The organism is Ignavibacteriales bacterium (genome assembly GCA_016700155.1).
Lineage (GTDB): Bacteria > Bacteroidota > Ignavibacteria > Ignavibacteriales > Ignavibacteriaceae.
Map to the genome: position 1 here is coordinate 2,150,786 of CP065001.1, position 24,607 is coordinate 2,175,392.

At 36.4% G+C, this 24,607-nt stretch carries 19 protein-coding genes and 1 pseudogene; 3 read left to right on the plus strand and 17 right to left on the minus strand.

Annotated elements, in window-relative coordinates; genetic code table 11:
* Positions 1–5: 5 nt before the first annotated feature.
* The 6 genes and pseudogenes from IPM56_09055 to IPM56_09080 all read right to left on the minus strand — a co-directional run bounded on the left by IPM56_09055 (position 6) and on the right by IPM56_09080 (position 6,346).
* A complete protein-coding gene (locus tag IPM56_09055; protein QQS38064.1) occupies positions 6–989 on the minus strand; it encodes a flavin reductase family protein in 984 nt (327 codons plus the stop codon).
* A 1-nt stretch (position 990) separates the two neighbouring features.
* Entirely contained in the window at positions 991–2,004 is a 1,014-nt protein-coding gene (locus tag IPM56_09060; GenBank protein ID QQS38065.1) for a fumarylacetoacetate hydrolase family protein, read from the minus strand.
* 30 nt (positions 2,005–2,034) lie between these two features.
* Positions 2,035–3,153, minus strand: a complete 1,119-nt coding sequence (locus IPM56_09065; protein QQS38066.1) for a histidinol-phosphate transaminase — start codon at positions 3,151–3,153, stop codon at positions 2,035–2,037.
* Between the two features lie 11 nt (positions 3,154–3,164).
* The gene (locus tag IPM56_09070; protein ID QQS38067.1) at positions 3,165–4,328 is read right to left on the minus strand and encodes a homogentisate 1,2-dioxygenase; all 1,164 of its coding nucleotides are present in this window, start codon (positions 4,326–4,328) and stop codon (positions 3,165–3,167) included.
* 53 nt (positions 4,329–4,381) lie between these two features.
* The gene (gene hppD, locus IPM56_09075; GenBank protein ID QQS38068.1) at positions 4,382–5,500 is read right to left on the minus strand and encodes a 4-hydroxyphenylpyruvate dioxygenase; all 1,119 of its coding nucleotides are present in this window, start codon (positions 5,498–5,500) and stop codon (positions 4,382–4,384) included.
* A gap of 134 nt (positions 5,501–5,634) precedes the next feature.
* Positions 5,635–6,346, minus strand: a pseudogene (locus IPM56_09080) (endonuclease III).
* Positions 6,347–6,453: 107 nt separating this feature from the next.
* On the opposite strand from IPM56_09080, the gene glmM reads away from it, so the two are divergent.
* Positions 6,454–7,809, plus strand: a complete 1,356-nt coding sequence (glmM, locus tag IPM56_09085; GenBank protein QQS38069.1) for a phosphoglucosamine mutase — start codon at positions 6,454–6,456, stop codon at positions 7,807–7,809.
* Between the two features lie 6 nt (positions 7,810–7,815).
* Here glmM and IPM56_09090 read toward each other — a convergent pair whose 3' ends face one another.
* The 10 genes from IPM56_09090 to IPM56_09135 form a co-directional block, all read right to left on the minus strand.
* Positions 7,816–8,724, minus strand: coding sequence for a DUF58 domain-containing protein (locus tag IPM56_09090; protein ID QQS38070.1), 909 nt, complete (start codon positions 8,722–8,724; stop codon positions 7,816–7,818).
* Positions 8,725–9,234, minus strand: a complete 510-nt coding sequence (locus IPM56_09095) for a tetratricopeptide repeat protein (GenBank protein ID QQS38071.1) — start codon at positions 9,232–9,234, stop codon at positions 8,725–8,727.
* Between the two features lie 140 nt (positions 9,235–9,374).
* A complete protein-coding gene (locus IPM56_09100) occupies positions 9,375–11,051 on the minus strand; it encodes a T9SS type A sorting domain-containing protein (protein ID QQS38072.1) in 1,677 nt (558 codons plus the stop codon).
* A 170-nt stretch (positions 11,052–11,221) separates the two neighbouring features.
* Complete coding sequence (locus tag IPM56_09105; GenBank protein ID QQS38073.1) at positions 11,222–12,658, minus strand: T9SS type A sorting domain-containing protein; 1,437 nt, start codon at positions 12,656–12,658, stop codon at positions 11,222–11,224.
* A 256-nt stretch (positions 12,659–12,914) separates the two neighbouring features.
* Positions 12,915–15,125, minus strand: coding sequence for a T9SS type A sorting domain-containing protein (locus IPM56_09110; protein QQS38074.1), 2,211 nt, complete (start codon positions 15,123–15,125; stop codon positions 12,915–12,917).
* A 236-nt stretch (positions 15,126–15,361) separates the two neighbouring features.
* Positions 15,362–15,862 (minus strand): 5-(carboxyamino)imidazole ribonucleotide mutase, encoded by a 501-nt coding sequence (purE, locus tag IPM56_09115; protein QQS38075.1) that lies wholly within the window; start codon positions 15,860–15,862, stop codon positions 15,362–15,364.
* Between the two features lie 148 nt (positions 15,863–16,010).
* Positions 16,011–16,883 (minus strand): hypothetical protein, encoded by an 873-nt coding sequence (locus tag IPM56_09120; protein QQS38076.1) that lies wholly within the window; start codon positions 16,881–16,883, stop codon positions 16,011–16,013.
* A gap of 23 nt (positions 16,884–16,906) precedes the next feature.
* Positions 16,907–18,112, minus strand: a complete 1,206-nt coding sequence (locus IPM56_09125) for a cytochrome C (protein QQS38077.1) — start codon at positions 18,110–18,112, stop codon at positions 16,907–16,909.
* Between the two features lies 1 nt (position 18,113).
* Entirely contained in the window at positions 18,114–19,241 is a 1,128-nt protein-coding gene (locus IPM56_09130) for a hypothetical protein (protein ID QQS38268.1), read from the minus strand.
* Between the two features lie 195 nt (positions 19,242–19,436).
* The gene (locus IPM56_09135) at positions 19,437–19,967 is read right to left on the minus strand and encodes a cytochrome C554 (GenBank protein ID QQS38269.1); all 531 of its coding nucleotides are present in this window, start codon (positions 19,965–19,967) and stop codon (positions 19,437–19,439) included.
* Positions 19,968–20,521: 554 nt separating this feature from the next.
* Between IPM56_09135 and IPM56_09140 the strand changes: the two genes are divergently transcribed.
* A complete protein-coding gene (locus IPM56_09140) occupies positions 20,522–22,339 on the plus strand; it encodes a hypothetical protein (GenBank protein ID QQS38078.1) in 1,818 nt (605 codons plus the stop codon).
* Positions 22,340–22,366: 27 nt separating this feature from the next.
* On the opposite strand, the gene IPM56_09145 is transcribed toward IPM56_09140, so the two are convergent.
* Entirely contained in the window at positions 22,367–24,061 is a 1,695-nt protein-coding gene (locus tag IPM56_09145) for an endonuclease (GenBank protein QQS38079.1), read from the minus strand.
* Positions 24,062–24,189: 128 nt separating this feature from the next.
* Between IPM56_09145 and IPM56_09150 the strand changes: the two genes are divergently transcribed.
* On the plus strand, positions 24,190–24,591 hold the full coding sequence (locus IPM56_09150; GenBank protein QQS38080.1) for an SET domain-containing protein-lysine N-methyltransferase: 402 nt from the start codon (positions 24,190–24,192) through the stop codon (positions 24,589–24,591).
* Positions 24,592–24,607: the final 16 nt, after the last annotated feature.

Genomic DNA, 24,607 nt, shown 5'->3' on the forward strand with positions numbered 1-24,607 from the left:
GTTTTTCAGATGAGATTAAAATGACTAACCAGCAGTGCTGTATTCCATGCAAATTCTAAATCATTCTTTTTGAGGGATGTCTTTGCCGTTAATTCAATTTTGGATTTTAATCCTGTCAGTCCGGAATCCTTTAAATAGACCAGACATCTCAACATATTTTTATAGTCATCTCTTCGTTGGTACCTGTCAAATGATTCTACTGTGAACTCAACCTGTTCATCACCAACAGATAAAACTTCGTGAAGAAATTTTTCCGGTTGATATGTTGAAGGTAGTTTTTCGGTGTTTGCCAATTTTCCAAGATCGTTAGCTGAATATATTTCCGAAGTTTTAATAAAATCAGGAATGTTATCAAAGCCGATACCTTTTTTTGAAATGGGTTTTTCAATCTCAAATATAGCATCACCATTTGCCCTGCAATAAAAGTCGCCTGACATTCTCGCTACAAGATCAATTCTTTCAGGATGTATTATTCCATTCACAAATAGATCTTCTGCTACATGAAATTTTAGGACTTCACATATCACAATATTTGCGGAAGAAGGAAGTTCATTAAAACTAATTATCTGAAGCACCTTACATTCCATCTGAAAAGGAGATTCTTTAACTCGTTGTGGTTTTACAATGTCGGAATTGATAGGCGTCAATCCGCTTTTAATGAACTCATCAACATCCGGTGGGTATTCAGTTGAAGCAAGACTAACTTGTTCAACCATTGAATGAGTAACACACTGAACAACACACTCTTTTGTTTTAGTAAGATTATGGTAAGTGTCCTTTAATGTTCCGTCTCTTCCCCTCCGCGAAGGTGAGAAAGCAATGATAGGAGGGTTAGCCCCAAACGCATTGAAGAAAGAAAATGGTGTAAGATTATTTATTCCATCTTCTGAAATAGTCGAGACCAATGCGATAGGACGCGGCGCAACACCACCAAGCAATAATTTATGAACCTGCTGAAACGGTATGTCTTTAGTTTCGTAGTGAAGCATATTATTTATTCTTTGCCATCAAAGAAAATGTATTTGCTGATTTATAGAATTTATTTTTAAGCGAACCCAAACCTGTTATCTCCAAAACCATTTCATCACCTTCTTTAATCCATACAGGAGAAAACTCTTTATTGGAAGCTTTTGCTTCTAACGCCCAGGTTCCGTTAAGTTCAAGATAACAGCCTGTACCAACTGTTCCGGAACCAATTATATCTCCCGGATATAATTCAACACCGTAAGAAGCTCGTTCAATCAACTCGGCAAATGTCCAGTTCATATCTTTCATATTGCCATCTGATACCTGCTTGCCATTGTGGAATGCGGTCATTCTAAGATCATATTTATTTCCAAAAGCAGTTTCAATTTTATATTGTTCGAGTTCATCAACTGTAACAAGATAAGGTCCTACTGCTGTACCAAAATCCTTTCCTTTAGCCGGACCAAGATTCAGTTTCATTTCTTCCATCTGCAAAACTCTTGCAGATAGATCATTCATTATCATAAATCCCGCAATGTGTTTATCAGCATCTTTGGATAAAATATTTTTTCCACCTTTACCAATTACAATAGCAACCTCAAGTTCAAAGTCTAATTTTTGAAAATGATCTTCTTCAAGATAAACATCGCCTTCGCCGAGAATTGAATTGTGATTGGTAAAATAAAATACCGGATATTGATCGAACTCCGGGATCATTTCAACTCCCCTGTTTCTGCGGGCAGTAGCAACGTGCTGCCTGAAAGCATATCCATCCCTGCAAGAAGGAGGATCAGGAACCGGAGCTAATAATTTTACTTCACCTGAATTTAAAGACGCACTTATCTTATTCTGTTGAACTGAGCTTAATACCAGTTTTGAAATCTGGTAATTCTCATCAAACTTCTTCAAAAATTTTTTCATTGTTGAAGGAAGTTTTAAACCGATTTCTTTTGCTGATTTTTTCAGATCATAAATTTTATCGTTATAAAAAAGTCCTAAACGTTCTTCATCATCTTTTAGAAAGGAAACGAATTTCATTAATTACTCCGTGTTGTAAGAATAGGAATACTAGTTATTAACTGTATTCACTTTTAAAATTTTATTTGAAACACTCTCAATTACTTCAAGAGCAAAAGTTGTTTCTTCCTCAGTGCCGCTGTTTATCCTTATACCATTCGGAATACCGAAAGTATTAACAGGCCGCAAAATTAATCCAGAGTTCAAACATTCTTCATTAAATCTGATACTTGTTGCCTGATCATTCAATAACATCAAATAAAAATTGGCGCTTGTTGGAACGTATTCAATTCCAAGGTCATCAAATTTTTTCTTCATTCTTTCTAAAGAGACTTTGTTTGCCTGCTTTGTTTTAGAAAGAAACTCTTCATCATCAAGCGCAGCTATTGCAGCTTCCTGCGCAAGCATATTTGGTTCAAATGGCAGTTTGACTTTGTATAATTCTCTAATCAACTCAGCTTCAGCGACTGCAAAACCAATTCGTATTCCGGCAAGACCATAAGCCTTGGACAACGTTCTTATTACAATTAGATTTTTGTAATCATACTCAAATCCGTTTGGATATTCAGGGTTATCTTCTGCATAAACTGTATAAGCTTCATCAAGAACAACAAGAACAGAATCCGGAACTTTCTTCATGAAGTTTTCGAATTCAGATTTTGTAAACATTGTTCCGGTTGGATTATTCGGGTTTGCCAAATATATCAGTTTAGTTTTTGATGAAATCAATTTTGATATTGCATCAAGATCAAATGCATAATTTTTTAACGGAGCTAAAAAAGATTTTCTGCCATATTTATTCGCGTTAACATACCAGCCGATGAATGAACCTTCCGATGTAACTATCTCATCTTCATCATCACTAAAAGCTGTTATTATGTATTGAAGAATCGAATCCGAGCCGCTGCCCGTAACAATTTTGTTCGCGGGAATATTATATTTTTTTGATATTGCATTTACCAGTTTATAAGCGGAAGGATCAGTGTACCGATGTATTTCTGTCAATGTTTTTTTAATCGCTTCAATTGCTTTTGGTGAAGGTCCCAGAGGATTTTCATTTGATGCAAGCTTAACAATTTTTTTAATCCCCTTTTCCCTTGCCAGTTCTTCAATCGGTTTTCCTGCTTTATATGGAATAAGTTTCTGAATGTGTTCAGGAATTTTGATCATGATTTACTTCCCTATTTCTCCAACCAGGATTGTGCATACTCTTCCATCATTGTTCCTTTAACATTTTTTGTCACGTGAAGCGGCGCGAAAGTATCAATCATAATCGCGTACTCATCCGTATCTTTTTTGCCGATTGATGCTTCAGTTTTTCCTGGCTGCGGACCGTGCGGAATTCCCATCGGATGTAATGTTATTGATCCTTCCTGCACACCTGTGCGCGACATAAAATCTCCATGCACATAATAAAGCACTTCATCGCTATCAACGTTTGAATGATAATAAGGAGCTGGAATCGCGTCAGGATGGAAATCAAAAAGTCTTGGAACAAAATTACAAACAACAAAATGCTGTGTTGTAAACATTAAATGAATCGGCGGAGGCAAATGTATCTTACCGACTTTGGGGGCATACTCTTTAAGATTAAATGTGTATGGATAAAGAAAACCATCCCATCCAACAACATCAAACGGATGATGTGGAAGAAGATATTCAAATGTTCTGTTGGCAACTTTTAATAAAAGGTTGAACTTTCCTTTTTTATCAACCGGTTCTGTGAACTGAGGTGTTTTAAAATCTCTTTCATAATACGGTGCGTCTTCTGCTAATTGTCCATACTCATTTCTGAAATGTTTCGGAATATCAAACGGTGTGCTTGATTCAATTATCATCAGCTTAACATTTTTATAATTATCAAACTTCATTTGATATGTTGTACCTTTTGGAACAACGATATAATCCCAGTCTTCAAAAGGAAGTTTACCATACTCTGATAAAAATTCTCCTTTGCCGTGATGAACAAATACTATTTCATGTGCATAACTGTTTCGGTAGAACACGTCAGTATCTTCAGTAACATTCGCGGTTGATATTACACAATGTTCATTCTTCAGAAACTCATTTCTTGATGAAAGAAAATTCCCGTTAGTTTTTTTCTTATCTGTAAAGAAATGATAGTATTGAAGCGGCGCATCGTTCCAGTCATTCGAATTATCTTTTTTCATTTCGCCGATTCTTTCAACCTGCGGCGGTGTATAGAGATGATATTTATTTGAATATATCCCTGAAAAACCTTTTGTGCTGAAAAGTTCTTCACGATATAGTGATTTGCCGTCAGGTTTATAAAATGTTGTATGTCTTTTTGGTGGAACACTTCCGACTCTTACATAAAAAGGCATTCTAACCTCCTAAGGGTTTTTCATTAAAATTTAATGAGGAAAATTTTTTCAAATTAATCTTTATCAAAATTTCCGCGAAGCATCTGGTCACGTTCAATTGATTCGAACAGTGCCTGGAAGTTACCCTGACCAAATCCTTCAGCGCCTTCTCTTCTTTGTATTATTTCATAAAAGAAAGTTGGTCTATCGCCAATCGGCTTAGTAAATAACTGAAGAAGATAGCCTTTACCTTCAAGGTCGCAGAGAATTCCATATTTTTTAAGTTCATCAATGTTCTCTGTAATTTTCAAACCTTTTTCTTTTAACATCTGATAATAAGTATCAGGTGGTGTGGTTAAAAATTCTACTCCATTCTTTCTCATCGAATCAATTGTCTTCATGATATTGTTCGTGGTGATAGCAATATGCTGAATGCCTGAACCAACATACTCATCAATGTATTCTTCGATCTGTGATTTTTTCATTCCTTCAAAAGGTTCATTGATAGGATTTTTAACAGGCGCGCCTTCTTTTGATCTTACAACCTTTGAAAGAAGTGCGGAATACTTAGTGGAGATATCTCCTTCACCAAACTCAATAAATGTCTCGAAGTTCAGCGTTTGATTAAGATAGTTCGCCCATAAATTCATTTCATTAACACGAACATTGCCGACAATGTGATCAACTTCGAGTAATCCTGTATCTTCATAATCAAGATTAATATTCTGAATCGGCTTTCCAAATCCAGGTTTGAAAATTCCTTTATAGTTATCCCTGTTAATAAAAATTATTTCAGCGTCATCATATAATTTTAAAGCAGCTTCTTCAATGTATCCGTTTTCATCTTCATACTTTTTAGGTGAACGTGAAGGTATGCCGCCGTTCTTTACAGCATTGTCATAAGCGGTTCTTACATCTTTTACTTTTAATGACCAGCGTTTAACACCATCGCCGTGTTTATTTACGAAGTGTGAAATTTCATAATTGGTAGGTTTAACTGCTGAGGTAACAACAAACTGAATTTTATTATTTGTAAGATAGTATGAAACTCTGTCCTTAACTCCTGTTTCAGGTCCTGAATATCCGGTAATTTTTAACCCCATTGCTTTAGCATGCCAGTAAGCCCACATCTTGGCTGAACCGACATAAAATTCAACAAAATCGTACCCAATTATTCCTAATGGATTAGACATTAAAACACTCCTGATTTATTTTGATGAGATTTGTGTGCGCAAAGTTAAGGCAAATTATATATAGAGTAAAGTAAGATTAAAGAACACTTTATTTGATATGGATAATTATCAACAATACAAACTTCAGTAGTGAGTCAGGAAACATTATCAAGTAACATAAAATCTTTTTTAATAGTTGAAGCACTTCCTGAATAATTTTTGTCAGTGTAAGTACAGATAATATTAAGCGGACATATTGAACAATTTGGTTTTCCGGCTTTACACACTTCCCTTCCAAGTCTTATAAGATTTGTGTGAAATGAATGTGCAATTCCTTTTGGAAAGTCTTTGTGAAGTTCTGTAAAAGTTTTATCTGGAGTTGAAGTCTTAACCAGTCCAATCCGATTTAAAGTTCTATGTACATGAGTATCAACAGGACAAATATCACGCTTCATAGAAAATAATAATACACATGCTGAGGTTTTAGTTCCGACTCCTTTAAATGAAGTAAGTTCTGTTAAAACTTCTTCACTTGATAGCTCAAATAAATAGTCGAGTGATATTTTTTTATTCCTGTTCGATAATTCAGAAATAAGATTTTTTAATCGCTGCTGATTTTTGTTTGCCTAACCCTGCAACTCTAATTATTGACTCGATTTTCGTTCTTGGTGTGTTTATCAATTCACTCCAATCAGGATATTTTTGTTTAAGCTGTTTATACGCCTTATATGAATTTGTGTCGTTGGTATTCTGTGATAAGATTGTAGCGATTATCATATCAAGAGGATCAGGATCGATGGAATTTTTTTTCGGTACACCAAAAAACGAAATAAGAAGTTTATTGATCTGTATTATTTTAGTTTTCATTAATAATAAAATTTTATTTCATACTGAATATAATAATACCGGACAGTTACATACTCATAAACTTTTTTTAATTTGCGCAGAACAATTTTTCTTATTTGGAGGATTTAATGCCCACATTGATGGTTAGTATTTCAGGTATTCGTGGTGTTGTTGGTGACGGACTTGACCCGCAGACTTTAGTTAAATACACTTCCGCCTATGCTGATTTTATTGGCTCAGGTAAGGTTGTTGTTGGAAGAGATGCTAGAATTACCGGTGAAATGGTTTCATCAATTGTCACAGGAACATTGAATGCAAAAGGTATTGATGTCATTGATATAGGTATTTGTCCGACACCAACAGTTCAGTACACAGTAAAAACCTTAAATGCTGATGGCGGAATTGCAATCTCCGCAAGTCACAATCCCAATCAGTGGAATGCCTTAAAATTATTGAACAGTACCGGGCAATTCATGACTCCTGATGAAAATAAAACTATGTTGAGTCTTCTTGATGATTCACAGGTTAATTATAAATCCTGGGATAAAATTGGAAAGACAACAAAATATTATGAAGGACTACAAAAGCATATTGATGATGTCATCAATCTAAAATACATCAATGCTGAAGCTATAAGAAAAAGAAAATTCAGAGTGCTGCTGGATTGTGTAAATGGTGCGGGTGTTTATTCAATTCCACCGCTTCTCGAAAAATTTGGCTGCGAAGTAATAAAAATTAATTGTGAAGAAACAGGAATCTTTCCCCGCTTTCCTGAACCACTGCCCGAAAATCTTGTTGAAACAATGAAAGCAGTTAAACAAAATAATGCTGAACTGGGAATTGTAGTTGATCCCGACGTTGACAGACTTGTCCTGATTACTAGTGATGGTGAACCATTCAGTGAAGAGAATACAATTACACAGGCTGTAAAATTTATACTGTCAAGAAATCCGGGTGCAGTAGTTGTTAATCTATCTACAACAAGAGCTGTTGATGATATTGCAAAAAGTTTTGGTCAAAAAGTTTTTCGTTCACCGGTTGGTGAAGCTAACGTTGTAAAGAAAATGAAAGAAGTTGATGCTGTTATCGGTGGTGAAGGCAGCGGTGGAGTTATTTATCCTGCGTTACACTATGGTAGAGATGCATTAGTCGGGATTGCAATAACGCTACAACATATGCTTGAATTTGGAAAAACAATTTCGGAATTAAAAAATTCTCTTCCCCAATACTTCATTACTAAAAAGAAGATTGATCTTGTAAATATTAATCCTGATGATGTTATCAATTCTATGATTCAAAAAAATAAATCAGGTGAAATTAATACTGATGATGGATTGAGAATTGATTTTAATGATCACTGGGTTCATTTCAGAAAATCCAACACTGAACCGATTATAAGAATAATTGTTGAATGTGGTGACAAAGAAAAATCGGAGTCGCTAGCAGAAAAATATGTTAGTGAAATAAATTCACTTATGAAATGAGATTTGTTAGTACAAGCGGGAGCGCTTCTGAATATAACTGAACAAAGCTTTGTCAAAAGACATTGAAGTGTCAATAAGGTTATACTCAATGTTTGCATTAAGGCATTCAGTTTTGATTTTGTTAATGAACACTTCCATTGATTCCTTATAAGCTTTTTGTACCTGGTACGGTTGAGTCGTTAACTCTTCTCCTGTTTCCATATCAGTGAAAATTGCATCCTGCCCAAACGCGAACGTCCTCTCCACAGGATCAAGAACCTGGAACACAATCACTTCATTTTTCTGATGCCGGAAATGTTTTAAAGCTGTTATTATCATATCAGGATCATCGAACAGATCAGAGATAATAACCACAAGTCCTTTCCTTTTAATCTTTTCGGCGATTGAGTTTAATGATATTGCAGTATTTGTTTTAAAGGAAGGTTCTATTTTACTTAGTGCTTTTAGAATTTCCTGTAGATACGATCTTGAAGCCTTTGGCGGTAAATAAGAATTAACTTTATCGGAATACAAAGTAAGTCCGGCAGCATCCTGCTGCTTAATCATTATGTAACTCAGACTTGCCGCGAGTACAGAAGAATACTCAATCTTTGTAATGTTTTTCCCTGAAAAAAAATTCATTGACTTACTTATATCAAGAAGAATATACGCTTTTAGATTTGTCTCTTCTTCATATTGTTTGATGAAATATTTTTCAGTCTTACTAAAAACTTTCCAGTCAAGATCCCGTAAACTATCACCCTGCTGATATGGACGATGTTCTGTGAATTCAACACTAAAGCCATGATAAGGACTGCGATGAAGTCCTACCATAAAACCTTCAACTACAAATCTTGCTTTTAACTCAAGCGAATTAAGTTTAGAAATGATCGACGGTTCAAGAAATTTCCTGAAGTCCTGACTGGCTTGCTGCATTTATTTCCGCGTTAGAGTTGTGTCAGTAATTATCTGGTCTGCCGGAATTCCCATAAATTTTAATTCAGCTTTGGCTGAGGAAACCATTTCGTGATTAGGAAATTTTTCAATGAATAAATTGTACAACTCAGTGGCGTCTTTATATTCTGAGATGGGCTCATTGGCTTTAATAAACCCAGCCATAAATAACGAATATGCAGCTTCCTTACTTGAAGGATAATCATCATAAACCTTCTTAAATAATTCTGATGCCTTAACTAACGCTTGCTTTTCAGTAAGATCAGTCAGATTACGTTTTTGATATAAGTTGGCAAGATCATACAGAGCTGTCGGAGCCAGTTCATTTTCAGGAAACTCCGCTACGAGTTTTTCAAGGAGAGGCGCAGCTTCAATATATTTTTGCTGATCAATATTCTGTCTGGCAGCTTTCATTAAATCTTCAGCAGATTCACCGGAACAACCTGAAATTAAAAGTGCAGATAGAATAAAAAACGGGATAATAAATTTCATTTATGAATTCTTTCAAATGTTTGTTTTAAAGCGGCAGAAAGTTATCAAATTGAATTTGAAGTATCAATGTAATTGAACGTGGAAGCAATAATAAAAAAGCCGGTTTAGTGTTAAACCGGCTTAATCAGAAAGGAATGTAATTACTTGGTAAGAGTCATTTTCTTAACTGCTGAGAAAGTGCTTCCATCAACAGCACTGGCTTCCAGCCGGTAAATATATACTCCGCTATTCAGATTTGAAGCATCGAAATTAATTTCGTGGCTTCCTGTGCCGAAGCTATTATTTACTATTGTTGCAACTTCCTGTCCTACTACATCAAACACTTTTACTGTTACTCTTGAATCTTTTGCAAGACTGAATGATATAGTTGTACTTGGGTTGAATGGGTTTGGATAATTCTGATCAAGTGCAAAAACTGATGGCGGCAGAATCTTGATTTCGATTTCATTTGAATATTCGAAAGTACCATCAAAATCTATTTGTTTTAATCTATAAAGATAAGTGCCGTATGGAACTTTGGAATCAATAAATGAATAGTGTTGTATCTCACTGGTTGATCCGTAACCGCTGACGAATCCTACCTCAACATATCCATCTCCGGAATTTCTTTGAACCTCAAAGCCATAGTTGTTTGTTTCAGTTGCAGTTGACCAAGACAGGTTAACAATATGGTCAGTCGAAGAGCCGTAGAAAGAAATTAATTCAACCGGAATTACCAGATCACCACATTGAGCGACATTAAATAAATTTGTACCTGCCCCAGGCGTGGCACCGGTTAATGAACCATAGCCACCGGGGATAAACAATCTGATGGTATCATTTACCATCTTTGGTGCAACAGCATTAAAAATATTTGACATCTTAAAAGGAATATTGTTTATGATGTCAATCCATGTATTTGTACTTATTTGATATACATGTGTTGTATCATAATATCCGCCGGCACCGGCTCTTTCACCATTAACTACAAAGAAATAATCACCCATCGCTGTTCCGCCGGGGCGACTTAATCCAGCCCAGGTTGTGGGTACATCCGGTGCGGCTGTCCAGGTCAACTGGCTTGCATCAGAACCAATTGTACCAACCCATGTAGTTTTAAGGAATGCAGTGTTGTATCCCGAGGACATGATTATTTTATTCCCGCTTATTCCTAAAGCAAATGTCCTTCTGCCTTGTCCTGATGGTAATGAATTACTAATCGTAGCCCATGTATCCGTTGCCAGCCGGTAATAGTGAATATTAAGATTGGTTCCGGAACCTGTGTACGGACCACCAACGACGAATATAACACTATCGCCCCATGCAACCGCCCCATGTCCGGCCAACACTGCAGGCAAAACAGCTTTTGAAGTCCAGGAGCCAGTTGAAGGAGTATATTCGAAAAGGGTATTGGTAGCAGTTCCATTGATTGCAACAGTGCTGCCGGCGACATAATAAAGTTTTCCATTGCAGGCTACCAACACACCACCAACCATTGAAGCGGGCAAGGGTGTTGCGTTTGTCCAGGAGCCATCTAACGTGTACTTAATAATAGTTGAAGAAATTCCTCCTGTGGTAGAAGGTGTATGAACATATAGTGTATCCCCCAACCATACCGATGACTGAAAATATGTGACTGCAGGAAGATTAGGATATGTTCCTGATGGATACCATGTACCGGCATTAAAAACCGAACCGTATCCACCTTGATCTCTCTGTTCAATGATTGAAGCAGTTTGCAGATTATCGTCGGTAAAGGAAATATTATCCTGCGCTGATAGAAATGTAAATGAAATTAAAAGGAAGGAAACTAAAAACAATTTAGTAAATGATTTCATTGGCTCACCCTGAAAATTTATTATTGAAATTTGAAGAATGATAGTTGAACAATGAAACATTAATTAAAGATATTAATGCTGACATGAAAACAATTAAGTCTTCAGATTACCAAATCATTTTTTCAAGGAACAAAAAAGCCGGTTCAGTGAACCGGCTTTTGAAGAAACTCTTATTTTGTTAGAGTCATTTTCTTAACTGCTGAGAATGTGCTTCCATCAACAGCACTGGCTTCCAGTCTGTAAATATAAACTCCGCTATTCAGATTTGAAGCATCGAAATTAATCTCGTGGCTTCCTGTGCCGAAGCTGTTATTTACTATGGTTGCAACTTCCTGTCCAACAACGTCAAACACTTTTACTGTTACTCTTGAATCTTTTGCAAGACTGAATGATATAGTTGTGCTTGGGTTGAATGGGTTTGGATAATTCTGATCAAGTGCAAAAACTGAAGGAGTAATAACCTCAACTTCAACTTCCTGAGAATATTCTGATGCACCGTCAAAATCGATTTGTTTCAATCTGTAAACCTGTGTACCTGAAGCAACTTTTGAATCAGTAAAAGTATAATCTTTCGTTTCGGTTGTGGTTCCAAATCCTTCAACAAAACCGATTGTGGTAAATCTCTCACCGATTTTTCTCTGAACTTCAAAACCATGGTTATTTGTTTCTGTAGCTGTCTGCCAGTTTAGAGTTACATCACTTCCATTAGAAGATGCAGTGAAAGAAGTTAATTCAACTGGTATAATATCAGCCAAAACATAACCAGTTACAGCCCAGTTCTGATGGTTTAATATCAGAACTATCTTATCACCGATCTGGCATACTTCAGCGCCGCCGGCAATACCGCTGTGTGATGTACTTCCAACCGGCACAGGATATGGTCCAAACAAATAAGTGGCCAATACAGCTCCTGTTTGCGGATTTATTTTGGTTAATGTATTAAATGGATTTGCTGTTGTTCCTTGTCCCCAAACCCATACAGCAGGAACATCACCTGCAACATTAGAATATGCCATACCGTATTTGGAAGAGATTGTTGATGTGCCGGTTAAAGTTCTAACCAGTGCACCGCTAACAGCATTTATAACACCAATATTATTTGAGAAGTCGCAAACAAAGAAAACATTTTCATCGGCTGAATATGCGATTGCTCTTGCAACCCCACCGGCACTTGTGATAGTTCCTTGAGAAATACCATTGGCATTCATTATATGAATTGTAGTTGAAGCTGCGCTTCCAAACAGGAAGTTTCCATCAGTTGTTAAATCTCTTATTGAACCCTGATAAACTGCGCTATCCGAAAGCGTTGTTGGACCTGATTGTCCTCCATTGTAACGATACAACATGGTTGAATTCCACCTGTTTAAATAAAACAGATTGTTAAAATACATGGCACCTACTGTCCCACCATTAATAGCAGGTGTACCGATTGTTGAATAATGGAAATTGAACAGAGTCGGGAAAGGAAAACCAACCGGAGGAATTGTATCCGCCTGAACGGCTACTACATCCGGATCAAAATCCATGACTGAATAATCCTGAGCAAATGAAGATGAACTTAGAACAAGAACGAAGAGAAAAGCGAAAAGTAACAGTGTTTGTTTCATTAGGAACTCCTCTAGAATTTGTTGTTTGTTAATTAAAAATGGAACTAAAAACAAATGCTCAAAGTGAACCGTTTTTCTCCTTTATTGTTTTAGTGATTTGTGAATTAGCATAGTTGAATTTTGTTGAACAACGTTAAAAAAATAAAAATATTCATGCAAGCATTTTTTATTAATTATTCTAAGGACTTTCCAATCAATTTAAAATAAAAAAGCCGGCTCATTTCTAAGCCGGCTTGTTTAATAGTGCCTAGGAATATTACTTGGTTAGGATCATTTTCTTTGTTGAAGTGAAATTCGAACCATCAACACCCTGTGCATCGATTGTATAGAAATATACACCGCTGTTCAGGTTAGATGCGTTAAAGTTTACTTCATGCAATCCTGAAGTAATTGAGGAATTAATGAGAGTCATTACTTCCTGACCAAGTACATCAAATATTTTCAGAGTTACTCTTGAATCAATTGCTAAACTATAACTGATCTTTGTTGACGGGTTGAACGGATTAGGATAGTTTTGCTCTAAAGCAAATACTGAAGGAGAAATTATCTCAGCTTCAACTTCCTGGGTGTATTCGAATGTGCCATCAAGATCAATTTGTTTTAGTCTGTATGTATGAGTACCTGTTCCAACTTCCCTGTCAGTATAAGTGTAATTCTGGGTTTCGGTAGTTGTACCGGCTCCCTCAACATAACCAACAGCAACGAATTCGCTGCCAACTTTTCTCTGAACTTCGAAACCGTGATTATTTGTCTCAGTTGCGGTTGACCAGTTAAGTACAACATTGTTTCCGTTTGCAAGTGCAGTGAAAGCACTAAGCTCAACCGGGATAACGCCTTCAACTAAAACGTTATCAATTGTCCACCACCAATCCCATCCTGGCTGAACAGATTTAAATCTGATCCATACTGTAGATTGACCATCTGCTGTAGCTGATATATCGAGAGTTACAGTTGTATTTCTTACGTCAACACCGCCGTACGAGAGATAGTTAACCCAAGTTGTTCCGTTATTACTAACGTCAACGTAACATGAATCTGCGGCATCAATTGCATTCCAATCTGAATCAAATTGAAGTGAAATATTTGAATAGTTCGAACAGTTCAAAGGAGTAGTTAACACTGCGGTTGAGAGTAATGTTGTTGGACCTGTTCCGCTTCCGCCTTCATCGGCATCAGCAGAAAATACTTTACCTGATGAGGTTGCCGGCATTGTATAAGCATTTGGATAAGGTGAACCAAAAACTCTCCAAACAAGAGTTCCTCCATCATTTATTACCGTAAAATTAACAGGTACAGTATCTGTACTTGCTTCAAAATCATCAAAGAATATTGCTTGAATATTCGGATCTGATTCAATAGTAAATGACCAGGTCGGACCTGTCGTTGTGCCACTACCGTCTATTTCATCTATTCTCCAGTAATATGTAGTAGAATAGTTTAAAGTACCCATTGGAATATTATAAGATGTAGCTAGAGTACCACTTTGAACCATATTTAAACTTCCAGGACTTGTACCAAAGAAAGTTTGATTTCCAGTAGCACCAGCTGGATTTTGCCATGTCAACTGAGGTAATGAAGCTGAAACACCTGTTGCACCGGAGCCAGGACTTGGATTTGTTGCCGGTCCAGGACCAACTGGAGGACCACATGTGTTGTTAACATCAAATGGTGCGATCTGGTTTAAACCATAATCGAAAACAAGTGTAGTAGCACCTGTTGTCAGATTCATAGTTCTTAACTGCATTGTAAATGCTGTATTATCAAATGCCATTAAATAAAGTGTGCCGTCCTGTTTATCAAAAGCCATGCCTTGACCAAAGTTTGCATTAAATCCAAGAGGTCCTAATAAAGTAGCAGCACCAGTAGCAAGATTAATTCTGTATCCATTATCATCTGCCAGGTTGTATGAATATGCCTCGCCTGCGCAGTTGATAGCGATATCAATAAATAAACTTCCTGTAATTCCCATCGAACCAACCAGAGTGACAGTTCCTGTAGCTACATTCACTGTGTAAAGGTTTGTAGCATCCACAGCATAGTAATTTCCACTCACAGGATCATAAGAAATACCATTTAGATTTGAAACCGACAGTGGAGCCACTAAAGTACCAACACCTGTTGTAAGATTAACTGTAAATAATCCTGAAGTAACAGTTGTAAGGTAAAATACTCCGCCAGCACCGAATGTACCTGAAGATGCGAAACTTCCGTAGGTCATTGCGCCGATTGTTGTCAAAGGTGTACCGCCAGGCACAGGCAAACTAACAAAAGTATTTGTGTTTGTTGAGTGTGCGTAAGCAGTTCCAGCAAGCAAATCAATACCATTGTTTGTTGCATAATCAACTTTTGAATTAACAAACGGGACAGGACCGGCAGAAGGAGCTTCTTGTGCTAAGAGATTTATACTTAGTGTCATTAATAACACTAAAGCGAGGAGAAAGAAGCGAGAAGAAGAGGTTTTTTTCATGAGAGATCTCCTAATTAGTTTAAGAATGAATTAAAAATTAGGGAATTATAGTTTGATGACTACCAATAACGTACTTAAAGTACCTCCTTTTTATATAGAAATATTCTTTTGAATTGATTTAGCGCCCACTATAATTCTGATGGGAACAACATTAACTAATTTTGTTTAATTATGCAAGCATTCAACTCAGTGCAAATAAAAAATTTTTATCTTTTAATGCTTTCAGCAAAATTGGTTTAAACTGCATCAACTATTTTTTTATTCTTATTTATCGATTCTTCACTCAGTTTCTTTTTGTATTGAAGCATAGCATTTAATAACTGTGAATCGGATACTGCAAGGATTTGCGCGGCAAGTATTCCTGCATTCTTAGCCATATTAATACCGACCGTTGCAACCGGTACACCAGACGGCATTTGTACAATTGATAATAATGAATCCAAACCATCAAGCGATTTTGCTTTTACCGGAACACCTATAACAGGCAACGGTGTAAATGCTGCGGTAACTCCAGGTAAATGAGCAGCACCGCCTGCCCCAGCAATAATTATTTTAACTCCTCTTTCAACAGCAGATGAAGCAAACTTTTCAAGTTCGTATGGTGATCTATGTGCAGATAAGATTCTTAGCTCTACAGGTATATTAAATTCTTTTAGTATAGACGCAGCTTCATTCATTATCTGGAGATCTGTATCACTACCCATAATAATACTAACCAGCGGTTTCTTTGTATCCATTTTTTTTCCTGAAATTAATTTTAACTAATGAGTTATTTGACACAAGCCGTCGTAAAAATATTAATATGGTACTTCAATTCAAAAATTTTTTTGCATAAAAAAAGCCGCTCAATGAGCGGCTTGGTTCGAATTAAAAAGATTATAAGAGTTATTGCAGATATTTAATATTGGCAATACCATTAATGTGTTTTGTTTGATCAATAATGTTTCCGTCACCATCAATAACTTCTGAATGACAATTCCAGCAATTATCAATTGTGTGCGGGAAATGTCCGGTAGGCGGAAGATTATGACAGGAACCGCAAGTAGCTTGCATTCCATCAACTTGATTCCAAACAACTATTTTATTATTGCCAACCATAATTGAATCAGTATAAATATATCTAAGACTATCTGCTGTGCTTACACTTCGAAATGTAAAGTTACCGTGACAATAAGTATTTGAACATTTATTGTCTGCAAAATTATAGATTGGTGTTACTCCTTGTGTAATTGATACCCTTCCGAAAATTATTTCAGCTTTTATATCATCACCAAGATGACCATCTGCATTCAGAGATTGAGGATAAGTGTGGCAGCTTGAGCAGCGAATATTGTTTGCCAGATCGTTTTCATAAAGGTGTTTTGAATGTGCACCAACACCCGGGTAAGTTGTTTCAATGCTGCCGTTAAGTGCGCGAGGCGGTGCAGATCGTGTCGGATCAGCAAAATCTCCGTGACAAGTATTGCAAGTTTCCGGTCCATTATTACCAGTATGGCAGCTTGTGCAGGAAGAAATGTTACTTCCTCCGATACTGGCACCAGAATAATTATTGCCATGACACTGCTGGCATTGCTTCAGACTGTATTTATTCGCGGCAATCAATTCACCGTGAAATGCGGTTGAGTTTGGATTGCTGATCCCTTCTGCATGAATACCCAATGCAGGCGGCTGATTGATATCTTCATTTATGTCACTGCATCCAACATAAATGAAACCTGCAATCAAAGCGACTATGTAAATAATTGAATAGTGTTTCATTTTTATTCCATTAAATTTCATTTTCAATTTGAACCGTGACAATATCCACAGAAGCCAACACCGGCAACACTTGTCGGCGAAGCGCTTGTATGGCAATTATAACAAACCGAACCCTGGGAATCGTGCCAATCACCCTTGTTATCACTCATAAAATTTCTCTCGTGAGTTCTTGGATTCGTTCCCTTAATACCATCACTGTCAAGATGACATGTAATGCAAGTTGGATCGGCACCCTGAACATCGTGACAGGAAACACATCGTTCGATATCTCTGCGTGCGAGTATCGCATGATCTCCACCGCCGCTCCCAACTCCAATTGTGAAAAAGTTAGGTTTAAGGTGCGAAGCCGGCAGTACTCCGCTCATTGCAAAATCACCACCTTCGGACTGATGGCAATTCGCGCAGAATGAATCTACCTGGTGACAGGTCTGGCATTCAGCAGTCCTTCCTTTTGCGTCAATACCATGAACAAATCTGTAATTGAGTTCATGTACTCTTGTAATCTGCTGCTGTTTAACGCCATCAACAAAATTTGTTGATGAGTATGGTTGATAGAAATCATCTGTTGTATTCATTTCAGTTATCATTGAAGTACCTACGTGACAACTTTCACAGGAGTTGTTATCGTGACACATAACACAGTTTGCATCAAACTCGTTTGCGGCAAATTTGTGCGACTTTGCAAAATTCACATTCTTGTGTTCCTGAGGAATTAAACCAACTGTAGAAACGTGACATGATTCACAAGCATTTGATGCAACAGATTTATCATTGTGACATGTGTAACAGTTTTCCATAATCGGGTTTGTTTGTGCCGCCTGGAACCCATAAGCAACAGTAGCGAATCCGGAATGGCATGCTTCACAATTCATTTTCTGCTGTTCAACGTGGAAGTTGTGATCGAAAAATAAAGCGGAGGCTTTCTGGATCAACGGTTCATAAACATCATCATAGTGGCAGTTGGAACATTGTGTATCATCCGAAACGTCATGACATTCCACACAACTATCATGATCAGGCATTAACCTATCGGATAATGATTTGCTAGTTTTAACTTTTGTGTGGCATCCTTCACAAGTTGCGATGTCAGCGTGTACAGCGTGTGAAAATTTTATTATCGCCTCATTGCTCTTTGGATTCTGATTTACGTTTTCAGCACTAAAGGCTGAGAACAACAGAAATCCGGTTGCCGCACATAGTAATATCAGGTAAATGTATGCTAGTTTCATATTACATAAAATTTAAGTTAGTGTTAAACCAGTAATTAACTTTAAAGAATAACCTCAGATCATTTTTATAAATCTTGTTATCCATATACTGTCCCTGCAGATCAAATGAAAGCATTCTGTAAGGACGAACATTTATTCCCGCGAGTAATGAAGTAAGGTTATTTTTTTCTGAATCTTTAGAAAGTTTATAACTTGTATAGCTTAATCCCAATGAAGGAGTCAGCAAGCCTTCCATCAGGGTATAAGCTGAATATAAAGAGACTGCATCTAACTCACCTGCGTAACCAAGATTCTTTCTGTAGTTGATGCTTCCATACCTCGTGACCACACCTGCGGTCAGTCTTTGTGAATTTTCATCTTTAAAAGTGACGTTCGCAAATTTTGCTAACACGGTCATATATTCACTAATCTTGTAATCAAGTCCTCCTTCTATCTCCTGAGTGTTGCCGTAATCAAAAACCGAAAAGATTGAGTTATATCTGATCAACGGCTCCCTGTAATTGTAGTAAACACTAACTCCGAGATTTTCAACCTGGACATACCGCGCATCAACTTCAAATTTTGATACTTCCTTAAAATTCAAATCATAATCTGCACGGGTATTTATATCAATAATATCTTTTTTATGATAAGCTATGTCAGCACTGGCAAATTCATATTCATTCGAGTTATTGCTGATCAATACCTGTATTGGATTAAGATCAGCATCAAATCTTGTTGCCATATATTCATACGGCTTGAAATTTTTATTGATATATCCAAGTCCGAATTGAAAATCTGTAAGAACTGTTGTTACAAACTTTCCTCCAAACAGGTAATCATTTGAAAAATCGTCCGTGAGTTCAAGCTTTTGATATGCAGGAACATTACCGCCGAAATAAGCTGTGAATTTGTAAGCTTCTTTTTTAAGATCAAGTGTAGCGCCGTCAAATAATCCGCCGCCGACTGAATTAAAGAGGGGTTGTCTTCCCAATTTAATAGTTGCGATGTCCATTATATTTCTTGCTTCTAGGTAAAGATTGTAGAACCGCAGCCTTGGATCATTCTTTTGTGCTTCCGAAAAATCATTCTCAAGATTAAGGTTGGTCCTTAATGAAAAATCTCCTTCGTTGATATTCAGATTGAGCAGTTGAAATGCCCTGATGTGACTTGTAGATACATCAACAGTATCAAATCTTTCAAATGCATATATAGAAGTAGAAAACCTCCCATTAATATTCTGGGAGGTTCCAATTCCTGTAAAGCATAAGAAACAACTAATAATTATTAATAGTTTTTTCATTTTACAATAAACTTAGTGTTAAGTGAGTGCATTCGTTATTGATTATTTAGTTTTCGGGACTTCGTGTTTAATTTTTTCCCATGCCTCTGTTACATTTATCTCTTTGAAGGTTGGGCTTTCAGAATTATGACATGTCACACAAAAACTTTCCAGTTTTTCATGAACAACTAATCCTTTTTTAACTGATTCCTCCCTGCTTTTCATTACCTTTATATCTTTGTATGCAGAACCGGGCCCGTGGCATGTTTCGCACTGAACACCATCTTCCATTTTAAATTTAGCGCCGAGTAAAGATTTATCAACATCTGAACCGCTTGTGTGACATTTCAAACAAGCCTGAGTTTCAGCAGCAGGAGTTAAATGCCCTAACCCTTTTGCAATTTCATTTGCTTTATCAGTTTGCAGCGTTTTAAAAGCCTGAGCGTGAGCACTTTGTTTCCAGATATCAAGTTGCTTCCCCTGTTTTTCTGTTTTATGACACATTCCACATGCATCTGCACCTATGAAGGAATATTTTTCCTGTGCGAATGCGAAATAGCCAATCGATAAACTGAATAATACAGGTAAGAACATTTTTTTTAACATAACTCCTCCTGAATGAACTTTTGAATATTTATTTTTTTCCTGATTTCTATTTTAACAATTAACGGTTAATCATGAATTTTAACCGGACTTTAATTTGTAAATACTTATAAGAACTTCATTCATTAACTTTGATAAATGAATGGACTATTCCAAAACCGGGCAACAATCGCGGTTTTGGAACAAAAACCAAACCACATTTATGTACAATATTTCAGCATATAAATCACTGACATATTTCATTAGTGAGAAAAATTCTTTTTCACTTCTCACTTGAGAGAATAAACAATAATTACCGCTACTAAATAATTGCATCCCGCGCCATAAACTATATTCTGAGTTAAGTAATAACGGATACATATTCAGCTCGCTGTATACAGGAATTTTTTGGAAGGATGAATTGGATGATCAACAGTTCTGACATTCATAGTTTTTTCAGTAATTTTGTTTGAAAAATTCTTGTCCTCGCTGCATCGTAATAACAAAAATTGCCTGAGGAAATTTATAATTTTTTAATTGAATGTAAATAGTTTCAACACATTTTAATGTTAAGCATAAAAGAATACTTAAAACTATCTATAACAAAATTTTCTGCGCGTGAAAAGAGATTGACCGCTCAGAGTAAAAATCTGGCAGTAATCAGAGTAGTTTTGTTTCTCATTTCGCTGGTTTTGTTTATCTACTTTGTTATTACGGATAATGTCATTTTATACTGGTCAGTTTTGTCACTGTTCATAGTATCATTTGGGATATTGACTGGTATACACAATAAAATTGAAAAAGGAATTCTCCGTAACAAACTGTGGCAGAGGTTGAAGGAATTAAACCTTGCCAGACTTGAAATAGATTGGGAAAAAATTCCTCTGCATAGTCAGGATCAAATTCAGGAACTTCATCCCTTTCAAAAGGACCTTGATATTTCCGGTCAACACTCATTAATTCATTTAATCGATACAACTATATCTGAGCAGGGACACGCCCTGTTGACAACCTGGCTTACATCATATAAAAATAATTTAACTGATATTCATTCCCGGCAGCGGCTTGTTAAAGAACTCATTAGTGAGACGAGGTACAGGGATAAACTTCAACTGGCTTTTTTGTCTGTCGCTAAAAAGAAGTTGAACGGAGATGTTCTGATTGAAAAACTAAATCAGAATAACTCGCTTCCTTCAATCCGGAAGATATTAAAGATATTGTTGGTAATAGCTCCAATCAATATCATACTCTTCCTTTCATTTCTTCTTTTTAGTGTACCCGCTTTTTTTTCAATAACAGTTTTGATCTATCTGGCAATCCATTGGTTTAATTTAAAATATATAAGCAGTCTGTTTGAAAAGGCTGATTCATTAATGAGCGAATTAGGAAGATTCAGTACAGTGCTTGAGTTTGTAGAAGTGAATCCACTAAACAGGTGCCCCGAAGCAAAGGAATTATGTTCTGTGTTCTACAGCAAGCATAGTCCGGCAAAATTGTTTAAAAGGATAAACAGAATTATTTACGCTTTGAGTTTTCAAAAGAACCCGCTCTTTGAACTACTATTGAATGCATTGTTTCCGTGGGATTTTTATTTCTCATACAGATTTGAAATCATTAAAGATGAAGTAAAAGAATCGCTTCCAAAGTGGCTGGATGTATGGTATAAATTAGAAGCACTAAACTCACTGTCAAACTTTGGCTGGCTGAATCCCGGATATACTTTTCCAAAAATTATTAGTGAAGAAGAAAACCCACTAGAAATTTTTAGTGTAAAATCAATCGGGCATCCATTAATTCCTGTAAGTCAAAAAGTGACGAATGATTTCACTGTCAATTCAATGGGAGAAGTTTCCATAATTACCGGTTCAAATATGTCTGGAAAAAGTACATTTCTGAAAACTGCCGGAGTGAATCTTGCACTTGCTTATGCAGGTGCGCCTGTCAATGCGACCGGGATGAGTACAAAGCTTTTCCGGATATTCAGCAGTCTTAAAGTGAATGATTCTGTAACCGATGGAGTTTCCTTTTTTTATGCCGAAGTTAAACGATTAAAATATCTACTTGATGAATTGAATATTGAAACAGATGAACCTCTTTTCTTTTTAATTGATGAAATTTTTCGCGGAACAAATAATGTGGAAAGGTTAATTGGCAGCCGATCTTATGTTAAAGCAATTTCCGGGAAGAATGGAGTTGGTTTGATTTCCACTCACGATCTTGAACTGATCAAATTAGAAAATAAAAATAAACTTGTCAGGAATTTTCACTTTAAGGAGGATGCCATTGATGGTAAAATGGTGTTTGACTATAAGTTAAGACAAGGTCCGTGTCCCACAACGAACGCTCTTAAGATCATGAAACTTGAAGGTCTTCCAATTGAATAATTTTTGATTTCAGCTATTCACTCTACCCTATTTAAGAAGCATCATCTTTTTTGTCTTAATATTTTCGGCTGTTGTAAGCTGATAAAAATAAATTCCTGTCGGAAGTGAGTTCTTTAAATTTTCATCCGGGAAATTTATTTCATATACACCGGGAGATTTTGACTCGTTAACAAGTGTTGTAATTTCTTTTCCAAGCACATCAAATATTTTAAGTGTTACAAAAACCTGTGAGTTCGATCTATTGGAGTTGATCGAAAACCTGATCTTTGTTTCCGGGTTAAACGGGTTCGGATAATTTTGTTCAAGTTCGAATTCCGAAGAGAAATAAATGGGTTCATTAATACCGACACTATTATCTTTCCCTGTTCCGGTTAAGTTTATTTCGAATGTCTGAATTCCGGCATAAACTTTCAAAATACCTGAGTATGAAGTTAAACTATCAGGTTTGAACAACACTGGCACTTTTACTGATGAGTAAGGATTGATTTCATCGAAGTTGTAGCTTATGGAAAAATGGTCATCACTCAGAACAATACTATCAAGATTCAGGATTCCATTTCCTTTATTGGCGATATAAATGAATTGCGACGTTGAATCTCCAACGAGAGTGGAATCAAAATTTACTTCTAACGGCAATACCTTCAGTTCTGTAAATAAAGGGCGGGGCGTGTTCGTAACAAAACTGTAAATCCTGTTGGCAAATTCAGGATGATCTATAAACGGATTTCTTTTCATCTGAAAAGAAGCTATAGCAGTATTCCTTGCGGATTCAATGGTTCCAACAGAATCAAGTTCATTCCATCCGCGAAAAACATTTTCCTGAACCTGTGTAAAAAAACTACCGTAGTTCTGAGGATAACGGATTAAAAAGTAAAACATCGAACGGCTTACATCTCCTTTATGAATGTCACGCGGTTCAAATACAATCTGGTTCAAACTATTTCGTCCAAGCCTGCTTCCTGCTGAATCCCAGGTTACATTACTTACAACATTTCCAAAGGGATAGTTAGCTCTTACATTATTGGCGTTTGCATCAGTCGGGTAAAGATGAAAAAGATCTGAACGCATCGGTTCATCTTCATTAAAGTTTGATTGAGGCCAGGTGTGCTCAGTATTAAAGTTATAATTATTCTGGGCATTGGTCCTGTCAGTATAACCGACGGCTTCCCTTCCCGTGTAAACACATTCTAGTGTATTAACAGGAGCACCCTGTCCGTTGACTTTTTTATTGTCGATCTCCATAAACATTTTATCACGGGCAAGATTATAGCCCAGCGATGTATGACCGAACACAAGAGTAGTTAAAGCGTTCTTCAATTGTGCATCATACTTATTAAATGTACCTGCATCATAGCTGTCTCCATATAATGCGCTTCCAGACAGATTCAAATAGAGTCCGTTAGAATTTTCACGACCCTTCATTTCCAGGATATCATTATAAACTACATTCTGAACAGGATGATAAGTTACAGTTATTTCAGTACTGTCATTTGGGTCAAGAAAAACCAATGTATCTGACATTGTGAAGACATTGTTGATGTTTGATATAGCGAATGTGTCTGGCAGTCCTGACATATTTTTTATTTTCAGATTCATACTGTTTGAGGTATTTGTAAGAACCTGTCCCCAGCTAAGTGAATCAACACTTACACTAACCTGAGGGAAGCTTACTGAACAATAAAAGAATATCACTATGAATACGGGGAATAATTTTTTCTTCATGAAGTCCGTTATTAATTTAATGTTAAACTTACTCACGCATTTTTATATTTACAATTATTTTGATTAGCTTTGCCCTCACAATTTTCAAAACAAATTTACTGCAAGTTATATTTATCCGGAGTCATCGCGTGTCAATCCACAGTACTTTAGAAACGAATATTTACGTTAAAGAATCGTCCATTCATGGAACAGGTTTATTTACATCTGTTTTTATACCCGAAGGTTCTAAGATCATGTTCATTACAGGAGAAGTAATTTCTGAAGATGAATGTGTCAGACGGGAAGAAGAAGGTAACGTTTATATCTTCTGGAATGAAATTAATTATATTGATACTTCCGGCACTGATAAAATAAAATTCATCAATCACGATTGTGACCACAATTGTGATGTTACGGATGGCAGTGAAGATCATCTTGTACTTATCGCATCAAAAAATATTTCAGCCGGCGAAGAACTTACTATAGACTATGGTTATGAAGAAATTTATGACTATTGCAACTGTAATCTTTGTTCCGCTCAGGTAGCCTAATAATAATCCGAATCAT

Coding starts and splice junctions, on each gene's coding strand:
- hppD (QQS38068.1), bottom strand. CDS start 5,500: ATGTCTAATCCATTAGGAATAATTGGGTACGATTTTGTTGAATTTTAT.
- IPM56_09070 (QQS38067.1), bottom strand. CDS start 4,328: ATGCCTTTTTATGTAAGAGTCGGAAGTGTTCCACCAAAAAGACATACA.
- IPM56_09140 (QQS38078.1), top strand. CDS start 20,522: ATGTTAAGCATAAAAGAATACTTAAAACTATCTATAACAAAATTTTCT.
- glmM (QQS38069.1), top strand. CDS start 6,454: ATGCCCACATTGATGGTTAGTATTTCAGGTATTCGTGGTGTTGTTGGT.
- IPM56_09135 (QQS38269.1), bottom strand. CDS start 19,967: ATGTTCTTACCTGTATTATTCAGTTTATCGATTGGCTATTTCGCATTC.
- purE (QQS38075.1), bottom strand. CDS start 15,862: ATGGATACAAAGAAACCGCTGGTTAGTATTATTATGGGTAGTGATACA.
- IPM56_09060 (QQS38065.1), bottom strand. CDS start 2,004: ATGAAATTCGTTTCCTTTCTAAAAGATGATGAAGAACGTTTAGGACTT.
- IPM56_09145 (QQS38079.1), bottom strand. CDS start 24,061: ATGAAGAAAAAATTATTCCCCGTATTCATAGTGATATTCTTTTATTGT.
- IPM56_09105 (QQS38073.1), bottom strand. CDS start 12,658: ATGAAACAAACACTGTTACTTTTCGCTTTTCTCTTCGTTCTTGTTCTA.
- IPM56_09090 (QQS38070.1), bottom strand. CDS start 8,724: ATGCAGCAAGCCAGTCAGGACTTCAGGAAATTTCTTGAACCGTCGATC.
- IPM56_09120 (QQS38076.1), bottom strand. CDS start 16,883: ATGAAACACTATTCAATTATTTACATAGTCGCTTTGATTGCAGGTTTC.
- IPM56_09065 (QQS38066.1), bottom strand. CDS start 3,153: ATGATCAAAATTCCTGAACACATTCAGAAACTTATTCCATATAAAGCA.
- IPM56_09055 (QQS38064.1), bottom strand. CDS start 989: ATGCTTCACTACGAAACTAAAGACATACCGTTTCAGCAGGTTCATAAA.
- IPM56_09110 (QQS38074.1), bottom strand. CDS start 15,125: ATGAAAAAAACCTCTTCTTCTCGCTTCTTTCTCCTCGCTTTAGTGTTA.
- IPM56_09125 (QQS38077.1), bottom strand. CDS start 18,112: ATGAAACTAGCATACATTTACCTGATATTACTATGTGCGGCAACCGGA.
- IPM56_09095 (QQS38071.1), bottom strand. CDS start 9,234: ATGAAATTTATTATCCCGTTTTTTATTCTATCTGCACTTTTAATTTCA.
- IPM56_09100 (QQS38072.1), bottom strand. CDS start 11,051: ATGAAATCATTTACTAAATTGTTTTTAGTTTCCTTCCTTTTAATTTCA.